Annotated in this window: 22 protein-coding genes and 1 pseudogene; 4 read left to right on the top strand and 19 right to left on the bottom strand. The window is 35.2% G+C overall.

The window, feature by feature from the left end:
- Nucleotides 1–3 precede the first annotated feature (3 nt).
- A complete protein-coding gene (locus CBE70_RS15600) occupies nucleotides 4–546 on the bottom strand; it encodes a DUF924 family protein (protein WP_100160038.1) in 543 nt (180 codons plus the stop codon).
- Between the two features lie 699 nt (nucleotides 547–1245).
- Between CBE70_RS15600 and CBE70_RS15595 the strand changes: the two genes are divergently transcribed.
- Both CBE70_RS15595 and CBE70_RS15590 read left to right on the top strand, forming a co-directional pair.
- A complete protein-coding gene (locus CBE70_RS15595) occupies nucleotides 1246–1425 on the top strand; it encodes a GhoT/OrtT family toxin (protein WP_036912664.1) in 180 nt (59 codons plus the stop codon).
- 376 nt (nucleotides 1426–1801) lie between these two features.
- Nucleotides 1802–2719 (top strand): helix-turn-helix domain-containing protein, encoded by a 918-nt coding sequence (locus tag CBE70_RS15590; RefSeq protein WP_100160037.1) that lies wholly within the window; start codon nucleotides 1802–1804, stop codon nucleotides 2717–2719.
- Between the two features lie 338 nt (nucleotides 2720–3057).
- Here the strand turns inward: CBE70_RS15590 and CBE70_RS18570 are convergent, their stop codons facing one another.
- From CBE70_RS18570 to CBE70_RS15505, 18 genes and pseudogenes are all read right to left on the bottom strand, one after another.
- Nucleotides 3058–4260 carry a pyocin knob domain-containing protein gene (locus tag CBE70_RS18570; protein WP_332835636.1) on the bottom strand — a complete coding sequence of 401 codons (1203 nt, stop codon included), beginning with the start codon at nucleotides 4258–4260 and terminating at the stop codon, nucleotides 3058–3060.
- Nucleotides 4243–4623, bottom strand: a pseudogene (locus CBE70_RS18635) (hypothetical protein); the annotation flags it as partial. The pseudogene CBE70_RS18635 and the gene CBE70_RS18570, both read right to left, overlap by 18 nt.
- 5 nt (nucleotides 4624–4628) lie before the next feature.
- Nucleotides 4629–5285: a DUF2612 domain-containing protein gene (locus CBE70_RS15580; protein WP_100160036.1), complete on the bottom strand. Its 657-nt coding sequence runs from the start codon at nucleotides 5283–5285 to the stop codon at nucleotides 4629–4631.
- Nucleotides 5282–6469, bottom strand: a complete 1188-nt coding sequence (locus CBE70_RS15575; RefSeq protein ID WP_100160035.1) for a baseplate J/gp47 family protein — start codon at nucleotides 6467–6469, stop codon at nucleotides 5282–5284. The genes CBE70_RS15580 and CBE70_RS15575 overlap by 4 nt, the downstream gene beginning before the upstream one ends.
- On the bottom strand, nucleotides 6462–6806 hold the full coding sequence (locus CBE70_RS15570; RefSeq protein ID WP_100160034.1) for a hypothetical protein: 345 nt from the start codon (nucleotides 6804–6806) through the stop codon (nucleotides 6462–6464). Before CBE70_RS15570 ends, CBE70_RS15575 begins: the two co-directional genes overlap by 8 nt.
- A complete protein-coding gene (locus CBE70_RS15565; protein WP_100160033.1) occupies nucleotides 6803–7495 on the bottom strand; it encodes a Gp138 family membrane-puncturing spike protein in 693 nt (230 codons plus the stop codon). The genes CBE70_RS15570 and CBE70_RS15565 overlap by 4 nt, the downstream gene beginning before the upstream one ends.
- A gap of 2 nt (nucleotides 7496–7497) precedes the next feature.
- A complete protein-coding gene (locus CBE70_RS15560) occupies nucleotides 7498–8310 on the bottom strand; it encodes a baseplate hub protein (RefSeq protein WP_100160032.1) in 813 nt (270 codons plus the stop codon).
- A complete protein-coding gene (locus tag CBE70_RS15555; RefSeq protein ID WP_100160031.1) occupies nucleotides 8279–8599 on the bottom strand; it encodes a phage baseplate plug family protein in 321 nt (106 codons plus the stop codon). Before CBE70_RS15555 ends, CBE70_RS15560 begins: the two co-directional genes overlap by 32 nt.
- 12 nt (nucleotides 8600–8611) lie before the next feature.
- Complete coding sequence (locus CBE70_RS15550; RefSeq protein ID WP_100160030.1) at nucleotides 8612–9100, bottom strand: phage baseplate protein; 489 nt, start codon at nucleotides 9098–9100, stop codon at nucleotides 8612–8614.
- A gap of 2 nt (nucleotides 9101–9102) precedes the next feature.
- Nucleotides 9103–11406 carry a phage tail tape measure protein gene (locus tag CBE70_RS15545; RefSeq protein WP_100160029.1) on the bottom strand — a complete coding sequence of 768 codons (2304 nt, stop codon included), beginning with the start codon at nucleotides 11404–11406 and terminating at the stop codon, nucleotides 9103–9105.
- Between the two features lie 82 nt (nucleotides 11407–11488).
- Nucleotides 11489–11947 carry a hypothetical protein gene (locus CBE70_RS15540; protein WP_100160028.1) on the bottom strand — a complete coding sequence of 153 codons (459 nt, stop codon included), beginning with the start codon at nucleotides 11945–11947 and terminating at the stop codon, nucleotides 11489–11491.
- 63 nt (nucleotides 11948–12010) lie between these two features.
- Entirely contained in the window at nucleotides 12011–12463 is a 453-nt protein-coding gene (locus CBE70_RS15535) for a phage tail fiber protein (RefSeq protein WP_100160027.1), read from the bottom strand.
- A gap of 10 nt (nucleotides 12464–12473) precedes the next feature.
- Nucleotides 12474–13961, bottom strand: coding sequence for a DUF3383 domain-containing protein (locus CBE70_RS15530; RefSeq protein ID WP_100160026.1), 1488 nt, complete (start codon nucleotides 13959–13961; stop codon nucleotides 12474–12476).
- Nucleotides 13962–13969: 8 nt separating this feature from the next.
- On the bottom strand, nucleotides 13970–14482 hold the full coding sequence (locus CBE70_RS15525) for a phage gateway protein (protein WP_100160025.1): 513 nt from the start codon (nucleotides 14480–14482) through the stop codon (nucleotides 13970–13972).
- 87 nt (nucleotides 14483–14569) lie between these two features.
- Nucleotides 14570–15019, bottom strand: coding sequence for a lysis protein (locus CBE70_RS15520; protein ID WP_100160024.1), 450 nt, complete (start codon nucleotides 15017–15019; stop codon nucleotides 14570–14572).
- The gene (locus CBE70_RS15515; protein WP_100160023.1) at nucleotides 15016–15420 is read right to left on the bottom strand and encodes a structural protein; all 405 of its coding nucleotides are present in this window, start codon (nucleotides 15418–15420) and stop codon (nucleotides 15016–15018) included. The genes CBE70_RS15520 and CBE70_RS15515 overlap by 4 nt, the downstream gene beginning before the upstream one ends.
- Nucleotides 15413–15721 carry a phage holin, lambda family gene (locus CBE70_RS15510; protein ID WP_088495157.1) on the bottom strand — a complete coding sequence of 103 codons (309 nt, stop codon included), beginning with the start codon at nucleotides 15719–15721 and terminating at the stop codon, nucleotides 15413–15415. Before CBE70_RS15510 ends, CBE70_RS15515 begins: the two co-directional genes overlap by 8 nt.
- A 365-nt stretch (nucleotides 15722–16086) precedes the next feature.
- A complete protein-coding gene (locus CBE70_RS15505) occupies nucleotides 16087–16902 on the bottom strand; it encodes an antitermination protein Q (RefSeq protein ID WP_100160022.1) in 816 nt (271 codons plus the stop codon).
- A gap of 301 nt (nucleotides 16903–17203) precedes the next feature.
- On the opposite strand from CBE70_RS15505, the gene CBE70_RS15500 reads away from it, so the two are divergent.
- The gene (locus CBE70_RS15500; RefSeq protein WP_100160021.1) at nucleotides 17204–17941 is read left to right on the top strand and encodes a LexA family transcriptional regulator; all 738 of its coding nucleotides are present in this window, start codon (nucleotides 17204–17206) and stop codon (nucleotides 17939–17941) included.
- 150 nt (nucleotides 17942–18091) lie between these two features.
- The gene (locus tag CBE70_RS15495; RefSeq protein WP_100160020.1) at nucleotides 18092–18532 is read left to right on the top strand and encodes a hypothetical protein; all 441 of its coding nucleotides are present in this window, start codon (nucleotides 18092–18094) and stop codon (nucleotides 18530–18532) included.
- The last annotated feature ends 130 nt before the right edge of the window (nucleotides 18533–18662 follow it).

The following is an 18662-nucleotide window of genomic DNA, read 5'->3' as shown; positions in this document are numbered from 1 at the left end:
TTTTTAGAATGAAGAGCCTGGTTGCTGTAAAAAATCTAATTCTTCTGGTGTAGATGTTCTGCCTAAGATCCCATTACGATGAGGATAGCGACCATATTTATCAATAATTTCTTTGTGTCTTAGTTCATATTGATAAGTATTTTCATCATTAAGCTGAGAAAACAAGACAACTGCATCCTGATGAATCTTAGGTGATTCTGAATGCATAAATGGCATGATCATAAACTTACGTTTTACGGGTGTTAATGTCAGATATTCAGGTAACCGAATAGCTTCTTGCGCTAAGATTAATGCCATATTATCTTGGGCGAAGGCTTTTGGCGTATCACGCCAAATATTACGTGAGAACTGATCAAGAATAATAATCTCAGCTAAGCGCCCTTCTATCGTTTCTCTCCATGATGCCAGCTCGCCACGACTCGCGCTTAAACATAATTCACCAAATCTGCGGCTAATTTCTTTATCAAACTGAGTATCTTTTTTAAACCATTGCTCTGGTGTGCATTCTTCAAACCAAAACGTCAAAGTTGATTGATAAGGGATCATAAAAACTACCACGCTAGTTGTTTATTAATCAAAACAGCGTTTATTTTCATCAAAATAAACGTCATTGATAGGTTACTACTTTGATAAGTTACCATTTTAGTATAGTGGCGGCTATTAACCCCTATCCGAAAAGGACATAAAAATAAATCCCCTTTTCAGTTTTAAAAGGGGATTTTAAATGCTTCCTAGCTAACGCTTAAATCCATTAAGTCGCGCCATCCATAAGCCAATTTATCTGCAAGTATGTATAAAATGGCATTTATCCCATTTGTTACATTCTGTCGATATCATGATGTAATATAATTAGCCCGCACATTTTACAAACATCAAATTTACCTCTTCATCACTATCCTGCCTTAAAAATAAGCATTTAAAAATTTTAATTTTTATAGTGAAACCACTAAAAAAGATCGATACCATTTTGTTCTATTTTTTAATAATTCTCTTTTCTAGACAATAAAGGTTGTTACAAATAATAATTTAAATCAAAGCATTACATTTTATTTTTTGATTTCCCGGCTTTAACCTTGTTATTATCTTGTGTGATTACATCCCAAAGAAACCAGAGATCAAAAATGAGATGAATGTTTAAAATTTGCACATTAGTAATGACATTTATTGAAAAGTTTGCCCTATTCCTCTGTTTCTTTAACAATTTTGGAGTACAATTATTGCAGTCTATTTACTGAATGATCTGTTATGTCTGCTATCTCTATTATTGGAATAAGCTACCTTATTGGGGCTGTAATATCGTTTATTATTACTTTCTTTTTAACCAAAGATCCTAGCCTAGCCATGCGTCTTTTAAGTGCATTATTAATCGCCTTAACTTGGCCTCTTAGCTTTCCTATGGCACTTATCTTCTCTATTTTTAGTTAATTTTTTTAATTTTAACTTAATAACAGTAGTTATATTCTATTAAATTAGAATAATAGCTATTTACATTTTTATTCTTAAATAAAGATATTAATCAATTTTTAAAAATAACACTTTTAGCTTAGATTTTATCTAAAAAAGAATATCTAATTGTTCGTTATTTTATTCACACCATTACAACCTTATCAAGTAATATCAGCATGTTATAATTAATATTCAGTTTGTCGAAATAAAGCATCATTTTAAAACCCAATATCAGAGTAAATATTTTTATAAATTTACAATCAAACTTAATTTCATTACAGTATCTTATGTAAATTGGTTAGATACGCGTATTATTTACTATCACCAATAATAATTTTTTAATTAGAGCTAGAATATGTTTAGTGAAAATGTCATTACAGATATTATCTATTGGATTGAAGAAAATTTAGAGAAAGATCTAAAACTTGAGAATGTTTCACAAAAATCAGGATATTCCAAATGGCATCTTCAACGCATGTTTAAAGAGCAAACAGGATTAACATTAGCGTCTTATATTCGAGCAAGACGTCTTTCTTGTGCTGCGGTTGAATTACGTTTACAAAGAACGCCACTACTTGATATTGCATTAAAATATCGTTTTGATTCTCAGCAGACATTCTCAAGAGCGTTTAAAAAGCTGTTTAATATGACGCCTTATAATTATCGTAGAAAAGAGAATTGGCAGGCTCACGGCTTTACATTACCGTTAAGAAAATTTAGTGGTTTTAACCTCGATATTGAAATTGTCACAATAGACTCTCTTCCATTAATCGGTATAGAGCATACCTATAAAGCGAATATGATTGATTGGAATTTTAGTACAGAAAAATCACGAGAAGAGTACTGGAAAGTGTTCTTTCAAAATGCACTTTACAAGCATGAGAGGGTTTATGCGGTACATAATATTTTATCTAAGAAAAATAATGAATTAACGATAAAATATGCAACCATGATGGAAAATAAGCCTGAAGTATATAATGCACAATTTCTGCATAAAGCACATATTGAGAATGCTAAATATCTTAAATTCACGATCCCGGAAAAATTACTCACATTAGAGTATAAAGATATTATCTATAATATTTATGGTATTTTACTTAGAAAGTTAAATATACCGAGAAAAAAAGGATCGCCCGATATTGAGGAATACATTTTTAAAGAGGAATATCCGGTTTCTAGCCTAGCTTATAAACCAATTCCTTTAGTAAGAGATGTGAATTATTATATTCCGATTGAAATTAATGATAAAGATAAAGGTAAGATAAAAGAGTAATGTTATCTTATTGCTGAAAAGCCACCTATAAAATAGGTGGCTTTAGTGTTATAAAAATAAGATTATTTCAGGATCGTTTTCATCACGATTTTTAATATAGTCATTTTAAAAAAAGCTTAACTGAATAAGTAAATTTCTCATCTTATTATTCAATTATTTGAAGTAAAAATCTTCTAAGTAACAATGTTTTATTGAAAATAAGAAATGAACGCTTTGCCATAGCCCTCAGATCACTTCTGTGTTAATTCCAAAAAATAAACAGCTTAGCTATATATTATTTATAATTCATTATAAATTAATCAAAGGCGATTTTTCACTCCAAATTGAATACTTAAACTTTAATATCCTATAGCTATATAGGAAAAATATGCACTTTCAGTATCACCCTCCAAAGTAAACCCCTCTTTAGTATGCCGACTCGTTCCTAATCTTCCCCATCCACTATTATTTGTCACAACAATAACGAAAACTGTATTAGGAAAAGGAATAGGGAATTTATAATCCCACGATCTTCCATCATGAAACCATTCTTCCTTACCCCATTGTTGAATGATTCCCGTGTCGCCGCATTTCAACCATCCATTAACATCTTTTTTAGCTGTATTTTTAGCTCCACTATTACCTACTAATGCATAGTTCCCTTTCGGTTGATATTTACTATCAGACTCACCTTTGGAATAACTATAACCCGACGCTAAATAATTCCCTTTTGGCTGATATTTACCATCTGATTCACCTTTTGAATAGCTATAACCCGATGCTAGATAATTCCCTTTTGGTTGATATTTTCCATCTGATTCACCTTTGGAATATGCACCCACATCACCCGCGGTTGGTTTATTTTGACTGTTAAATTCTTTAGCCCATGGCGTAAATCCGCCTGTTCCATACTGGCTACGAGAATAAATACGGCTCGTGTTATAAACATAATAAAGTTGAGTAATACCCGCATTTTTTAAAACAATTAATGTACCCGCCATGGTTTCTGGGTAATTTAAATTTGCAGTTGCATTCGCATTTGCTGGCTGAAAATAGATACCCGCCGTTTTATAGTTATTTAAATTTTGATTTGCACCAATTGAAATAGCTTGGCCATTAAAAATATCTTGCGATGTTACCGTCACATCACCGCTTAATGGCTTATCATTTACTTTACGTGTGGCAGCAACATAATTACCTTTCACTTGATATTTATTATCCGCTTCAGATTTTGAGTAACTATAACCCGCTGCTTGATAATTCCCTTTCCCCTGATATTTATTATCAGATTCTGCTTTAGTATAGCTTTCACCTTTAGTCGCATAATTACCCGAAGGTTGATAACTTCCTTTTGGCTGATATTTACCCTCAGATTCTGCTTTGGTATAGCTCTCGCCCTTAGTGGCATAATTTCCCGCAGGGGCATAATTCCCTTTAGGCTGGTATTTCGTATCAGTTTCGGCTTTAGAATAACTATGGCCTTCAACTTGATATTTACCTACGGATTGAAAGCGTTTATCTGCATCACCTTTAGAATAAGCACCAACATCATTTGCATTAATATCCGCTTTTAATTCAATCCATGCACTGCCTGCAACTGGCTCAACATTATTATTTTCAATTTTAGACTGCCAAGCTTTATTTTTATGATAAACCACACTACGAATAGGATAAGGTTTACCCGCTTCCGACCACTTAGCAAAGCCCTGCAATTGAATTTCACCAATAGACTCTGTGATATCGTGAAATAAACTATTCATTTTTTCACGTTCAATATCTTTTGCCGCAGGATCAGTAACTTGGTCACGCTCATAATCGTAACCATAGCCTTGAGTATAAGACACAGAACCATCAGATTGGATTTCTACAGGTACAACTGTTTTATCCCCTTGTGTTGCAAAGGGGGTTTTAAATATTTTAGTCATAGGAATTATTCTCCGAAATTACTCTTCAGAAAGTTTTTACGATATTGACCATAACCAAAGGATTTCTTAGTTATGATGCGATATTTAACACCGACACCCGAAGGGCGTGGCATTAAATCGAAGTTTTCTAATAAAAGGCGTAAACGTTCATCTGGATTAAAATTAAAAACATAATACATATACGTCATATCAAAAGGATCGAGCACAAAGACTTTGCTATCTTCACGCCAGAAAAAACGTTTAAGAAACTCATTAATATTGGTCACGGTAGGACTTTGAGTGAGATTAAAATAACGCATTCTCACCAGCATTCTTTTTTGATCTAAAGTCAGCGATAGAGTGTAATCCGCATTTCGTCGAAAGTTTGCCTTAAAATTAGTTTTCTTTTTACCAAAACCAAAGCCTATTTTATTTTTATCACTAAGAGGAATATCTATTCCTAAAGGCACATCTAAAATACGTGACCATACTGATAAACCAAAATCGTTAGCTGTATCAATATTAAATACATCTCGATACCAGTTTTGCCAAAACGAAACCGTTGATTGATTAAAGTAAGCCGCTTTTAAATGGGCTAATGCTTTTAGCTTATCTGCATTTTCATATTGCCAGAGGATCGCTTTTAATAGATCAGAATGAAAATCAAATTCTTGAATATTCATACGATCACCACTTGTACCGCCCCTTTTGGTAATCGGGCAATTTGATTAAGACCAATAGGAATTAATGCAACATTCCAAATTTTTCCATCTGTTGAAAGCTCAACTTTAGTGACAAATAAATGAGGCTCAACCGCATTAACCGCAGCTGAAATTTCAAACGGAGAAACTTCTCTCCCGACCACCAGACCATTGTCGCCATCTATTTCACCCTGTACCCATTTCTCTAACGCATCAGGAATAATGGTTTGTGCATCAATATTGGATTTTTTTACAGACACGCGGCAAAACACTGGTATTTCTTTCGGTCGTGAAAACTTAATGGGATATTCTTGACCACTTGCTGGCTCTATTACCTTTATTTCAATATCACCATTAAATGCAGCGCCTATTGTTTTTGTTCTTAATAATGATTTAGCAATTTCATGGCTATCTCCACCTTCTACACACACATAAATGCTATGTGGCAATAATGAAATACCATCAACAATTAACGCTTGATCATTAAAATTTTCACGAAAAGAAAGCGAGTTAACCCCTTCTAATACATATAACGAAGAAGTAATTGCTTCTGCAACGCTGACTGTATTTTTAGCTAGTGTTTGTTTACGACGACGCCTTGCCTTTATATCTGACTCAGCATAACGGCCAACAACAGCATGGGTTAAGTTATTCACTTTTTCCCATCCTAATACAGAACTTGCCACTTTATTTAATTGCCCAATACCACAACTAATAGAACCATATTCTTTGGCTCGCATATCACCATTAATTTTTCCATTATTAGCGATAATTAATGATGATAACGTTTCAAAAACAGCACCCGCTATTGTGAGTGCCTGGGAGCCTTTAGGTATAATAGTACCGGGAATCCCCGTAAACTCGACATCACTTAAATAGGAATGTGTGGCATTAATACGCTCTCCACCCATTAACGCCCATATTGCATCAAGAAAAACACCACCAGCAATATCTGGATTTATTTGATTTGCCAGTTCAGCATTATTACGAACAATAGCATCTCTATTTTCAATTTCCATTGTTGCCAATACCCCTTGTGGGGTTTCTGGCGATAAATTAATAGATTGACCAAATACAGTGCGAAATTCATCTTCGACATTACTTCGTAACGTCGAAGTATCTGGCACAATCACTCCTTTATTATTAATATAACGATAGTCAGCCATTCAATGTAAATCCTCCATATATCGTGCGTATATCTGCCTGATATTTCAATGTTCCCTCTTCTAGAAAAGCATGGAAATAAGTGATAGAGATAACTTCCTCTATTTCAGCAATACGTTGTCGAAATGCCATTTCAAATAAAGGAAGATCAACTTGTCGGCTAAATGTTGCTGACCAATAAGGAATACCTTTATCTTTTTTGTGTAGCATTTCACCACGGACGGCCTTAATAAAATGCTGACAAAGATTTTTTACTGCATCATCGTTGTCACAAATTTGAAGGTTGCCATCAGCATCTATCGCAAAATCATTCTGCTGGTTTATTGAAAATGTCCTCATATTGGACTCCCTGTATTGTCCTTCCCTGCTTGCACCCCACTATGAGTATGTGTTGAGCCGATATCTTTTCCGTTATGGCGCATCAACCCACCTTGTGAATCGCTATTACCATTTACAGCGTAATTACCATTCACAGTGACATTGCCAGTAAATATCGTTTCAGGTGCGTTGATTTCATATTTTGGGGTTTCTAATACAACTTTATCGTTATGAAGAGAGAAACAGACTGAACCATCCATTGATTGAATAACCAAGGCATCAATGTTCTTCCCATCAATAGCCCATCCTTTGATCGTGTCAGGAAAAAACATAGCATCACTAAACGAATGCAATCGTGTTGTATTGGGTTGATCTTCTAAACCGCCACGTTGAAAAATAAGGCTAATATCGCGATCACTGGCTTTTAACCAGCCAAAATCACCAGGTTTAATAGGCGCTCTAATAAAAAATCCACCGCCACCAAATCGAAACACAGGAATGTTGGCAACAGGGGCTCGAGAGATTTTTTCATCATCCGTAGTCAACATCATTACCAAGGGCTTTATCATGGCTCGGTTGGTTTTTTCATCATAATTAATGACGATTGCGGGTAACATATCATCTGTATTCATCATTAAATGGCGAAATGCAGACGAAAAAGCCCCTGCCAATGAACCAACACTGGCAATATCATTATTGGGTTTACTCATAATTAAGCTCGTTTACACGTTGCGGTATAAGTGAAATCAGCATCATGTGAAGCAACTTTAAATTCAAGCTGCTCAATAATGTAATCACCATTTAGTGAGGTATTTAATTTGCTATCAAGGCGAAGCATTCCGCCTAATTCAGAGGTACTATCGATAAGATAACTCACCGTTAATCCACTCTCTGTGGCCTTGGGTATGCCAATCATGCCTGAATTTATATTCAAAATACGAAATCGGCTTTTTAATGCTTTATCATCATCTTTTACAAATAACGTATCATCATCAATAAAAGCTTTAACATTTCCCGACTCTTGTAAACGCTCTATTTGATGTAATGCAGAGCCACAATAATACCAATTAGCAATATTCTTATCGGTCGCCTGAAAATCCAATTTCACACCACAGTCATTAGCAATAGCTAACGCGATTTCACTTAATTTTTGAATTGCACCGCCACTAGAAGAAATAATTTTTCCCGAACAATGATGGCTGGTTTTTGCAGATAACGTTATGGTGACATTCGGAGGAGGATCTATTTCTGCACTGACAATATCACCAATAAAAAGTGAAAATAACCCAGTGTTAATTCGACCAACATCTAAATAAAGCCGCCGAACTTGCTTGTTTTTATTATAAGGGCTGGTTTCCGTCAGTAAATAATCTCTTGTCTCGGCATTAAGCCCTGTAATAGCGATTTTACATTCGTTTTGTAATGGATTTGCATATTTCTTTCCTCCTGCTGATATGCGCAATCCTTCATACCATTGAAGCCTTTCACCGACTTCAATACCCACCCTTATTCGCCGAAGATCCATCTTCATTACTCCAATACACTAATGATTGTGTTTTTGTAAATTCCTCATACCACGGTAAGGCATCATTTTCTGTTAAAAAAACTAAATTAATCCCTTGGTTTAAATAACGATAAGGAATAATAGGTGTATTAGCGACCAAGCGAATACCTGTAATAAGCACTTCACCATCTCGCTCAATATCACAAAACATGGTTTGATTAGCGACCTTCAACGTAAAAATCCAATCAACACCCGCTATTTCGACAGAAAATCGTTGATTAGGAATAGCTTGTAATGGAATAGTTTGCATTTTATCTACCTCCTATTTTTCTTTTTTTCCTGCGTGTGTTGCTTTTGTACTTTTGACATTTCCACGATTGACTGTTGAGGTTTGCTTTGGTTTTTTTGTCGATTTAGAAGATTTTTTATTATATTCAGGCTCTATTGTTTTCCATTCTATAAATTTGAGCTTTAATTCGATGGCATTCACTTTTCGGGGATCTTCATCGTGAGCCAAGCTTTCTAACAACATAGGTTGATAGGTTCTTACTCGCGTTTGAATTCCCACCAGCGTATGTTCATCATATAACTGTTTTATAATGGAATAGCTATTCGCAATATCGCCTGTTAATAGTAAATCGATACCGATATTAATAGGATTAATAATGACGTGATCGCTACGGTTTTCGCCATTTTCAACCGCAAATTTAATTGCTTGATGGCTATCAGTAATTGAGACTTTAGTCGGATTAACGCTATCAAATAGTGTTGCGAATGACTCTAAATCAAAAATTCTAACTTCAGTTATCATAATTAACTCTTACCTCCGCTAGAGTAGTGCTCTGAGATTTCTTTAGCAGCTTCATTTATCAATGTTTCATTAACTGCTTTCGCAACACCAGGCCCGTCAGTGGCTTGTGTTTCAATTCTGATTTCACCAATTTGAACATTACTTTCATTTTTAACGCTTGATCTGTTACTGATCATTTGACTGGTCATCGGGTTCAAACTATTTGTTGATGACAGTGTTAATCCATTATTTAACGCGTTTACATCTTGGATTGGATTATAAGATCGTACCGCTGAGTTTGACTGTTGCATGGTATAACTGAGATTTCCTTCATCAGATAATTTCCGTTCCACCTTTTGAACAACAGTGATTTCTTTTTCTGTATCATCCATACCTAAAAAGCTTTTTGCTGATTGCCAAACTCCTTTTATTGAATCAATACCTTCATTAACCCAACCTAATATTTTCTCTATATATTCCCACATCCAACTAAATACACTAACCACAGCATCAGAGACAAAAACAAAAACATTAATAATTGATTGTCCCCACTCGATAATATTATTAATGCCCGCATTAAGCGCTATAACAAATTGATTAAATGCGTCAGATATGTAATTCCAAGCAGCAATAACATGTTCAGCAATAGCTTTTGAAGCAATCTTTAAAGATTGAACAAAAAATTGCCATGCTTCCCATACAATCATTATTGCGTCTTTAAGCGCAGGGTATTGATCCAAAATACTGCCTATCATTGAATCATTACCATTAATAAAATTCATAATATCGTCATAGACGAGTTTAAATGCCGTTGCTAAGATCCCAATAACAGCAGCAATAGCTAATATAGGGAGTGCAGTTGCAAGTGTAGCAACGGCCGCAGACACCATTGCGGGTAAATAAAAAATGGCAACAGCGCTACCAATAGCTGAAAAGAATCCGATAACAAAATCTTTATTCTCAATACAAAAACTAACTAATTTATCAAACCACGTTATTCCTTTTGCAAGAACGGGAATAATTATCTCTAAAAAGTTATTTTTTAATTGTGCTGCTAATTGATCAAATTTATTCATTACTGCATTAAGTTGAATAGAACTTTCAATACTTTCATCATTAATACCAGAGAATTGTTTTTGCACTCCCATTGTGCGCTCTAATTCTTCACGACCTTTCATCATTAATTCAATGGTTTTTTCATCCACAACACCCAATTTTTCCAGCTCTTTTTGGGCGCCTTCAAAGCTCATTCCTTTAACTTTATCTGCAGTTTTTAAAAGTTGTTCGATAGGATCTTCTGCATCATTAAATGCATTGGCCATTGCCGTTAAATCAGCTTGAGCGGCCTCTTTTGTGCCGCCCATTTCAGCCATAGCACCCGAAAAAGCATCGATATCGATAGCTGCGATACCTATTTTTTTACTCAGTTTATCTAGCGACTCTATTTCTTTGGCGCGTTCTAATGAAGCAGAAAAAACCTTCTGCAAAGTTCCCATAATATCCTTAACACCAGTAGCGTTAAGAATATAATCTTTCATTTTCTCCACTATTTTTTGGTAGCTTTTACCTGTTTCATCAATACTATCGCCTAATCGACGTTGAGCCTTTGCTTCTTTAACTGCCGCCTCAATGCCTTGTGTTTGCATTGTGGTAATAAAAGTATCGTAATCGGCACCTAATTGCTTAATCAGTGCATCAATAGCAATTTTACTTTCTTTATTCTTTTTCTCTGCTTCAGTTAAAGATCCCAATTCATTATTCAGTGAGGATAGTTGATCCTCCATTGCATCATATTCAGCATTGAGACTTGCTAAAATATGGGCTTCAGCTGCACCATTGCTATTGACCAATCCTCGTTGGTAATCTAACACCGACATAGAACTTTTCAGGTCATCAATACTTTGTGTTACTGAATTAATTTTATCTTGAGTTTCACTGATATTAAGATCAATATTTATTGGCTCATTGAGTGATAAACCCAGCATACCCACTAAGATTTCTTGCAAGAATTTATCAAACTCTTGCGTTCCCATTAGCGCGCTTTTAACAATGCTTTGAATTGAATTTTCAACGGTTACAGAAGCACTTGTCATTTCATCACTATTAAATGAGATACTGATGTCATGATCTTCAGGTAATTCACCAAGATTAAGATGAATTTCTTGAACAAAGTTATAGAAACTAGTAATGCCACCTGAAACACCCTGTTCAATATTTTTCATTTCAGCAAGAATTTCATCTGCTGATTTTCTAATATTTGCTAATGCACTATCAGATACTTCAGCCTCCAACATCAGTACCTGAGAAAATACCTGTAATAGAGACATTATCTCTCCTTTGACGCCGCAAGCGCCTCGTTATAACGATTAGTAATCGCGATCTCCCACAGATCAAAGGCTTCCTCTAGATCTATGGTTGTTTTGAGTTCTGTGAAGGAGGCGAAACCCGCGGAGATGATGACTGCAAAGAAGCCATCAGCGTTTTTATAATCGACGGGAGAGAACCGCTGAACTTGCCTAGAAGGTATTGTAGGAAATTTTGGCTCCCGTCTTTGCCGAAAAAACTGGTGTTGTACTTCAGCATTTCGAGTTCAAGACGGATCAAAGCTTCCCCATCAGGCACATGATTATCAATTAAGGTGCTAGTTTTTAGATAAATCTCTTGCCCTTCTTTTTCAACTGCCACATAAGCCATCATTTTTAACATGGCTTCTTTGCTAACTTCATAATCACCAATTTTAGGTGCATTTGATAAAGGATATTTAGCCAGAATTTCTCGTCCAATCGTTGCAGGTAATCGGCTAATAATAAAAATATGTTCTTCACGATCACTATCAATAACAGTGATCTCTTTGGGTTTAATTAACATAATTAAATTCCATAAAAAAGGCGGCCGAAGCCGCCATAAGATGAATAAGAATAACGCTAAAAATTAACGTGCTCTGACACGATCAAAATCTTGGAAAATAAAAGTGTACTGCTTAGATTTGAGGCGCCCTGCACTCACAATTGAATTACCACGACTGCCATTAGTAATTCGACCATTACGAGCTGTGGTAATAGAACCATCACCATAAGAAGCCACTAGCGTAATAATATCGCTTGCATGGCGACGTCCTCGTCTTGCTGTATTTGCATCAAGCAAAATAGCCAAGTTTTCATCTTCTTCACTACCTGCTAATACATTAATCGTCACCGTTTGAGGTGTAGGAGCTGACCAACTCACTAAATTACCATTAATATCCACTGCGGTTTGTGTGATATCTACTGCTGGTAAATCTAAAGGATCACCATCATCTGCAAATGTAGTAATAGGAATACCAGCAGGAAATGTGTTACTTGCTTGAATAATTAAACTTAAACCTGTTGCTGAAATATCGTTCATTGTTTGTTCCTTAAACTAAATTGTGTGAGCCTTCAACTTTACGAACCCAATCGCCTTTACCGTAAATTAATACATATTTCATGGTGTACTCTGGTAAATTAGAGGGGCCTGTTTCTTCAACAATTTCAGCGTTGTACCAATAACCTTTATTTTGTACATCGTGCCACGCTAAATCATCACCTACTGCATCTGTAATTGCGATTTTTTGTACTTCAGCCAGCTTTTTACCCGTAAGAATAGTGCCATTATTTAATGCTTTCGTAACAGCACCAGCAATAACCATCATCGCTCTTGCTTCACCATCTTTATTAGCTGGAATACCACGAGTGGAAAGCAGTAAGCTTAACCATTGCTGTGCGATATAGGCTTTTAGCCATTGCTCATTAGTATGAACACTCATATCTAATGGATTAGAGGCATTTCCACATAAAAAACCACGCTGATAGAAGCTAATATCAGTGCCAGTAACAGCGGTTTCACCGTAATAGTTCACGCGTAGTTTATCTAATCTATCTGCCGCAATATCTGTCTTAACTTGGGATGGGAAAGTGATACCAAATTGGCGATACATATAGTTAGTGGTCGCATTTGTGCGATCAAAATCTGTTGCCGCCATAATTGCCATTGGTAGAGCTTGAACAAAAAAATCATCATCAGTTTTTAAATTTAATCCCGTTGATGCAGTACCGATTAATGCTTTACTATAAATTTCAGCTTGTTTATCCGGAACTGACAAATAGAGCTGATATTTTACATTTTCACCCGCAATGTACTCTGCTAACTCAACACTTTGCTCTACTGAAAGCTCGGTTAAGAATGTCACACTACCAAATGAATCAGAAATCGCTTCGGCAGCGATAAATGCTTGAAGCGCCGTTTGTGCTACATTGCCTTCAGATACCTCTCCATCACTTAAGCCCATAGCATCAGCTAAAGGTGAGTGTTCCATGGTGATCTTCGCTTTTTCTTGTACACCGCCACTCATCAAGAAAGCACTATCAAGCGCATTAAAAGTGACGTAGCAATTTGCAAATTGAGGTTCGCTTTCAGCGTTTAATTTAGCTTGGATCAGAGAAGCAACATCAGCGTAGGACTCAACATCTTTTAGAGAAATATCAGTCATATTTTTAGAAATATCACCGATAGTTAAAGTAAATGCACCCTCTTCAATAGACTTTAATTTATCAAGAGTTGCCGCTGGCGTACCAAATAATGTCGGTGCTCGGCCTACGGGTTCAAAAGAAGCAATTTGTAGCTCTTTAGGTTTACTAATCGGTGCGGGACTAACATAACTAAAATATTGACGAGCAAACTTCGCTTCAGGTGATCCTGCACCAAGCAATTCATCCACTTGCCCACTGGCAAATTCAAGTACTTTCCCAGCTGGAATTTTAGGATTTGTTGAGAAAATACGAGCTGTAAGTTTACGCATAGGTGCAGCTGATGCACCAATAACCGCACTTGCAATATCAATATAGCGCGTTTGTTTAATAGACATATTTATCCTTAAATACGAAATAAATTAGAAATAAGTAAATTTGTTGCAGCAGTGTCTAAAGATAAAGTACTGGAAAAAGTGATATTAAAATCAAATGAAGGATTATGCTCATAGCTATTTCCAACATTCATTATTGGCGCTCGTCTAATTTCGGTCGCACGTTGTATCCCTATTCCCACTTTTCTCATTGATTCAACAAAAGACAACGAATTAATAATCATTCGAGTCATTCTAACTAAATCACCTGCTGTTAAATTTGGATGTTGCGTAATAAAACCTTGAACCTGAAATGTTAATTCAAACAGTTGTTGTTCTTTATGGTTTGCATTATTACCTTGAATATTATAATTTCTTTTTTGCCAACCTTGGCCAACCTCCTTGATAGGAAAAAACATAATAATATTATTATCTTGTTTTTTTTCTGGCTGATAACCAGCAATAACCTCAACATTAATATTTGCTGATTTAAATTGTTTTAATAGTTGTTCACGAATGGCAATATTAATATCATTATCTTTCATTTCACCTCCTTAATATAACTCTCCTTTTCTTTAAAAGAATATTTTATAATTAATTTTTTATTGACTATAAATTAACTAAAGGGATTTTTAATTAATACACTCTTGGCGAACATAATCTTGTAAACCTAAAATTATCTGTTCTGATTGTGCAATTCGCTCTCTGAGTATCCAATAATTTCGGATAGCGGAGTCAGTAGGTCTGGCGGGGTTTGCATCAACCAGGCCGGCGGTGGAAGTGGCTGAGACTTTGGGGCATTCTGCTTTGATATACACCCGCTCAGGAGTACGCTCACTAATATCACGCAACTGATCAATTTCTTTTTTTGCATGAACAAGTTCCTGTAAATGACGATTATCAAGTTGATTAAGCTGATTTATTCTTAATTGATAATCTTTATTCTCTGCAATCTGCTGAATAAGCGATTGATTAATATTATTGTATTCCTGTTTCAAGGATTTATTTTTATCAATTAACCAAAGCAACCCGATACCTAGGCATAAAATCGCTATTATCATTACTTTTGATAGATAATTCATAATAACAACCAAGCATCTTCAAAAACTTTTTCAGAATAAGGTTGATAGCCAAGCTCAATATTAACAATCGCTACGGCTAGAGGAATAGTGACATTTTTTAACTGCGTATTAATTGAGTTATCGGCCTCAATACCAATTTCTTTTGATGCTCGGTTAATATAGCCTGCTGTATTATTTTCGTTAGGTGGGGCATAACGATTGATAATTGTTTTAATCGTGTTTAAACCATATTTTTTTTGGTACGTTTGTAATAATTTGTAGATAGCTCGTATTCCATATTCAGGTGAAATAAATTGGCAAAACTCTTTATCTGTTTGCTCTATAGATAATCCTTGCCATTTCGAACCGTGCCGGATATTACCGGGGTTATTATTACGCTCACCTCGTGCTATTTTAGCCATTTTTAACTCCTGCTCTTCCTTTAAGGAGTTTACTCACGGAATCTACTCCGACATAGCCAATAAACACACTGGCTAAGTAAGCAAACTCATGATTAATATTAAATAAAATTAGAATATCTTTAATAAACCAAGCAAACATTGCACACATTAGCCCATCTATAGAGGTTTTTTTCCATCCTCCGCCGTTATATAAACCTCGAAGAATAGCCATTCCTCCAGCTAGAGAGGCTGATATTCCTTGCTCTTTCATTGAAGAAAGGACAATAAATATCTGTTCCCATAGATCTGGATTTTCTTTCATTGTTTCTCATGGCTTACCTCCAATAGGAGGAACTGTAATAAATAATATACTCATCCACAGCACTTAAATTTAAGTACTGTTTTAACATGAGTATGTTTATGTTTTATTTATCTAATTAGATAAATGGCGAATATAAAAAAAGACCACATTGTGGTCTTCTATTGAAAATAAAATTTAACAGATATCGTTAATTTATATTAGTTAAAAACTAGAGATACAAAAAAGCCCCACTTCAAAAGTGAGGCTATTTATATTCTGTTGTGAGGTCTTTAGATACAAATCTCTCACTATGGAGTTATAGTATGCTTATTTTTCCTGAAAGTCAATAATTAATTTCCATAATAAGAAATAAATAGAGAAAATTATTACTTAACAGTCACTTCTTGAAGAATTTTTTCCGACAAAGACTCTTCTTTAAAGCATTCTTCAACTAAATGTTCAAATAACGGCTTATAGTTACTGTATGCAACAGTTTTAGAAACGCTCACCACCGTTTGCACTTGCTCTAATACTTCGCTGAATTTTAAACGAGGATATCCGCGTCCTGAACATTGATTGCACGGTTTGAAAAAAGACATGCCCTGCTTTTCACTCTCTTTTTTATCTAAAACTTGGCCTCGTCCATGGCAACGACATGCTAAACGAATTTCAGCTTTCCCCTTACATGTAGGGCAAACAACTCGAGTTGTCTCTCTCACTTCACGGTAAGAAATCTTATTTTTTGGTTTAACTTTAAGCTCATCTTTAAGATTTCGCTCACACCCTTTAACAGATTTTGAGGTGTAGCTTTTGGTAGTAAAAACGTCAACTTCAATAAATCCATTACTGCAATCAGGACACGCTTTCTTACTTGCGGCACTTCTTGCGTAATCTTGAAAAGCATAATTAGCAATAATATGTAAAACTTTGGCTTTATCGTTTTCAGTTAATTTATTAATCGCTTTATATTGATAAGTTTGCGTTAATGCGTATTGGTAAAGGCTTTCTATCGCTTCGCTTGGGTTACTAATACTATGTTTAGCTAAAAACAGTTCTATTCCCATACGCCCTTTTCGCGTAGCGAGGCTAATTGATGTCATAACATCGGTTACTGAAAGTGAATCTACCGCTTTAACAGTTCTTACATCACTTAATACAATGCTTTTTGGTGAAAAATATTTAGGTAAGTCTGCTAGTCTCATTTAATGCTCCTTTTGATTTCCTATCACTACTAATTGGTCATCCATGTACCACGACAAGGCATGGCATTTATGCATCTAAATCACCCGCATTTTACGGCGTTATCTCAACGTGATTTTTACTTACCACTCTTGCATTGGTTTATTTAGTTACTTTTTTGTACTTTTTGTACTTTTTGTACTTTTTGTACTTTTTGTACTTTTTGTACTTTTTGTACTTTTTGTACTTTTTGTACTTTTATTAACTAATAGTTAATGTTATATTTTAACCAAAGTGACGTCAAGCTGCAAAGGAAATTAACTAATGGTTAAAAATGATAATAAAACGGAGTTCACAAAAAGGCTTCAAGAATCTTGTTTAGATTCAGGGATTGCAGGACGTGGGTTAGGTAAAAGAATTACAGATGCACTCGCTGAACAGGGAATAAAAGTCAGTGCTCCAGCAGTATGGAAATGGCTAAACAGTGAATCAATTCCCGATCCAACAAATATCTTAGCATTGAGTCAGTGGCTCGATGTTCGAGCAGAATGGTTAGAATATGGGCGAGGAGCAAAAAGAAACGATGGTGTTTCGGTAAATGAAATGACACCCGTTGATGATTGGGATAATAATACGCCGATAGAACGAGATGAAGTTGAGATCCCCTTCTATACTACTATTGAATTAGCCGCAGGTTTCGGAAGTTGTACCACTGATAATCAAAAGGTGGAATTATTGAGATTTTCTCGTTCTACATTTAATCGCTATGGCGTTCAACCTAGTGATGCAGTTGCTTTTAAAGTTCATGGCGACAGTATGTCCCCTGTTATTCCTGATGGTTCGATTGTAACTATCAGTACAGGGCATACAAAAATTGTTGATGGCGGTATTTATGCTATTCAACAAGGCGATCTTTTGAGAGTCAAAATTTTACATCGACTCCCCAATAACACCATTATCATTCGTAGCTATAATACTATTGATTACCCAGATGAGCGTTCTACATTAGAAGAAGTGAAAATTTTGGGGCGAGTGTTTAATTGGTCAGTGATGGGTTGGTGATTCATTATAATAAAGTAACTTTATAATATTATAGCCAATAAAATCAATTAATTAAATAACATTCTCTTTATAAAGCTCCTATCGAATTTTATTATTTTAAAAACTATTAAAAAAGTCAAAAATAAAACTTCATTCAATAGGAGAACTAAAATGACTAAACTTATAGTAACTGACTCAGATACTGAGAATAAATTCTATCCTACTAATATTTCATTTAATGCTGATGGAAATACTTACTTACTTTCCATGAGTAAGGATAAAGAATATATGACAAGAACAGTTCACCCATCAGGCAAACTGATCCGTGATCCTTTAGCTGATAGTGGTACTTTTCCATATTATTATGATTATATGAGCATTGCTTATGATGCAGTCACTGGTAAACAATATTTATGTTGCATTTCAACAGAAAACAAATATTTTGAGCTCTTCTTAATACAAGATAGTGGAAAATTAACATCTACAAATACGTTCAGCTTCGTTAAAGGCTTTAACCGAAGCATTGCTATATTTATCATCAACAGCAAGTTCTTTGTTTACATCCAAAATGAAACAACTAAGTACTGGGAAGTGATGTCAATTAGCAAATGATATTGAGCTAATCAAAATTTAGATTTTACCCAAAGAAAAAACCCGCTATCTCTTGCGAGATAACGGGTTCTTATATGGTGCCGGCTACCGGAGTCGAACTGGTGACCTACTGATTACAAGTCAGTTGCTC

This window comes from Proteus columbae (genome assembly GCF_002777965.1).
GTDB lineage: Bacteria > Pseudomonadota > Gammaproteobacteria > Enterobacterales > Enterobacteriaceae > Proteus > Proteus columbae.
The sequence above is the reverse complement of the archived record's forward strand: the minus strand, read 5'-3'. Positions and strand labels throughout refer to the sequence as shown.

Bases quoted from the DNA above. Each gene is read 5' to 3' on its own strand.
- CBE70_RS15600 (WP_100160038.1), bottom strand. From the start codon at position 546: ATGATCCCTTATCAATCAACTTTGACGTTTTGGTTTGAAGAATGCACA.
- CBE70_RS15595 (WP_036912664.1), top strand. From the start codon at position 1,246: ATGTCTGCTATCTCTATTATTGGAATAAGCTACCTTATTGGGGCTGTA.
- CBE70_RS15590 (WP_100160037.1), top strand. From the start codon at position 1,802: ATGTTTAGTGAAAATGTCATTACAGATATTATCTATTGGATTGAAGAA.
- CBE70_RS15580 (WP_100160036.1), bottom strand. From the start codon at position 5,285: ATGAATATTCAAGAATTTGATTTTCATTCTGATCTATTAAAAGCGATC.
- CBE70_RS15575 (WP_100160035.1), bottom strand. From the start codon at position 6,469: ATGGCTGACTATCGTTATATTAATAATAAAGGAGTGATTGTGCCAGAT.
- CBE70_RS15570 (WP_100160034.1), bottom strand. From the start codon at position 6,806: ATGAGGACATTTTCAATAAACCAGCAGAATGATTTTGCGATAGATGCT.
- CBE70_RS15565 (WP_100160033.1), bottom strand. From the start codon at position 7,495: ATGAGTAAACCCAATAATGATATTGCCAGTGTTGGTTCATTGGCAGGG.
- CBE70_RS15560 (WP_100160032.1), bottom strand. From the start codon at position 8,310: ATGGATCTTCGGCGAATAAGGGTGGGTATTGAAGTCGGTGAAAGGCTT.
- CBE70_RS15555 (WP_100160031.1), bottom strand. From the start codon at position 8,599: ATGCAAACTATTCCATTACAAGCTATTCCTAATCAACGATTTTCTGTC.
- CBE70_RS15550 (WP_100160030.1), bottom strand. From the start codon at position 9,100: ATGATAACTGAAGTTAGAATTTTTGATTTAGAGTCATTCGCAACACTA.
- CBE70_RS15545 (WP_100160029.1), bottom strand. From the start codon at position 11,406: ATGTCTCTATTACAGGTATTTTCTCAGGTACTGATGTTGGAGGCTGAA.
- CBE70_RS15540 (WP_100160028.1), bottom strand. From the start codon at position 11,947: ATGTTAATTAAACCCAAAGAGATCACTGTTATTGATAGTGATCGTGAA.
- CBE70_RS15535 (WP_100160027.1), bottom strand. From the start codon at position 12,463: ATGAACGATATTTCAGCAACAGGTTTAAGTTTAATTATTCAAGCAAGT.
- CBE70_RS15530 (WP_100160026.1), bottom strand. From the start codon at position 13,961: ATGTCTATTAAACAAACGCGCTATATTGATATTGCAAGTGCGGTTATT.
- CBE70_RS15525 (WP_100160025.1), bottom strand. From the start codon at position 14,482: ATGAAAGATAATGATATTAATATTGCCATTCGTGAACAACTATTAAAA.
- CBE70_RS15520 (WP_100160024.1), bottom strand. From the start codon at position 15,019: ATGAATTATCTATCAAAAGTAATGATAATAGCGATTTTATGCCTAGGT.
- CBE70_RS15515 (WP_100160023.1), bottom strand. From the start codon at position 15,420: ATGGCTAAAATAGCACGAGGTGAGCGTAATAATAACCCCGGTAATATC.
- CBE70_RS15510 (WP_088495157.1), bottom strand. From the start codon at position 15,721: ATGAAAGAAAATCCAGATCTATGGGAACAGATATTTATTGTCCTTTCT.
- CBE70_RS15505 (WP_100160022.1), bottom strand. From the start codon at position 16,902: ATGAGACTAGCAGACTTACCTAAATATTTTTCACCAAAAAGCATTGTA.
- CBE70_RS15500 (WP_100160021.1), top strand. From the start codon at position 17,204: ATGGTTAAAAATGATAATAAAACGGAGTTCACAAAAAGGCTTCAAGAA.
- CBE70_RS15495 (WP_100160020.1), top strand. From the start codon at position 18,092: ATGACTAAACTTATAGTAACTGACTCAGATACTGAGAATAAATTCTAT.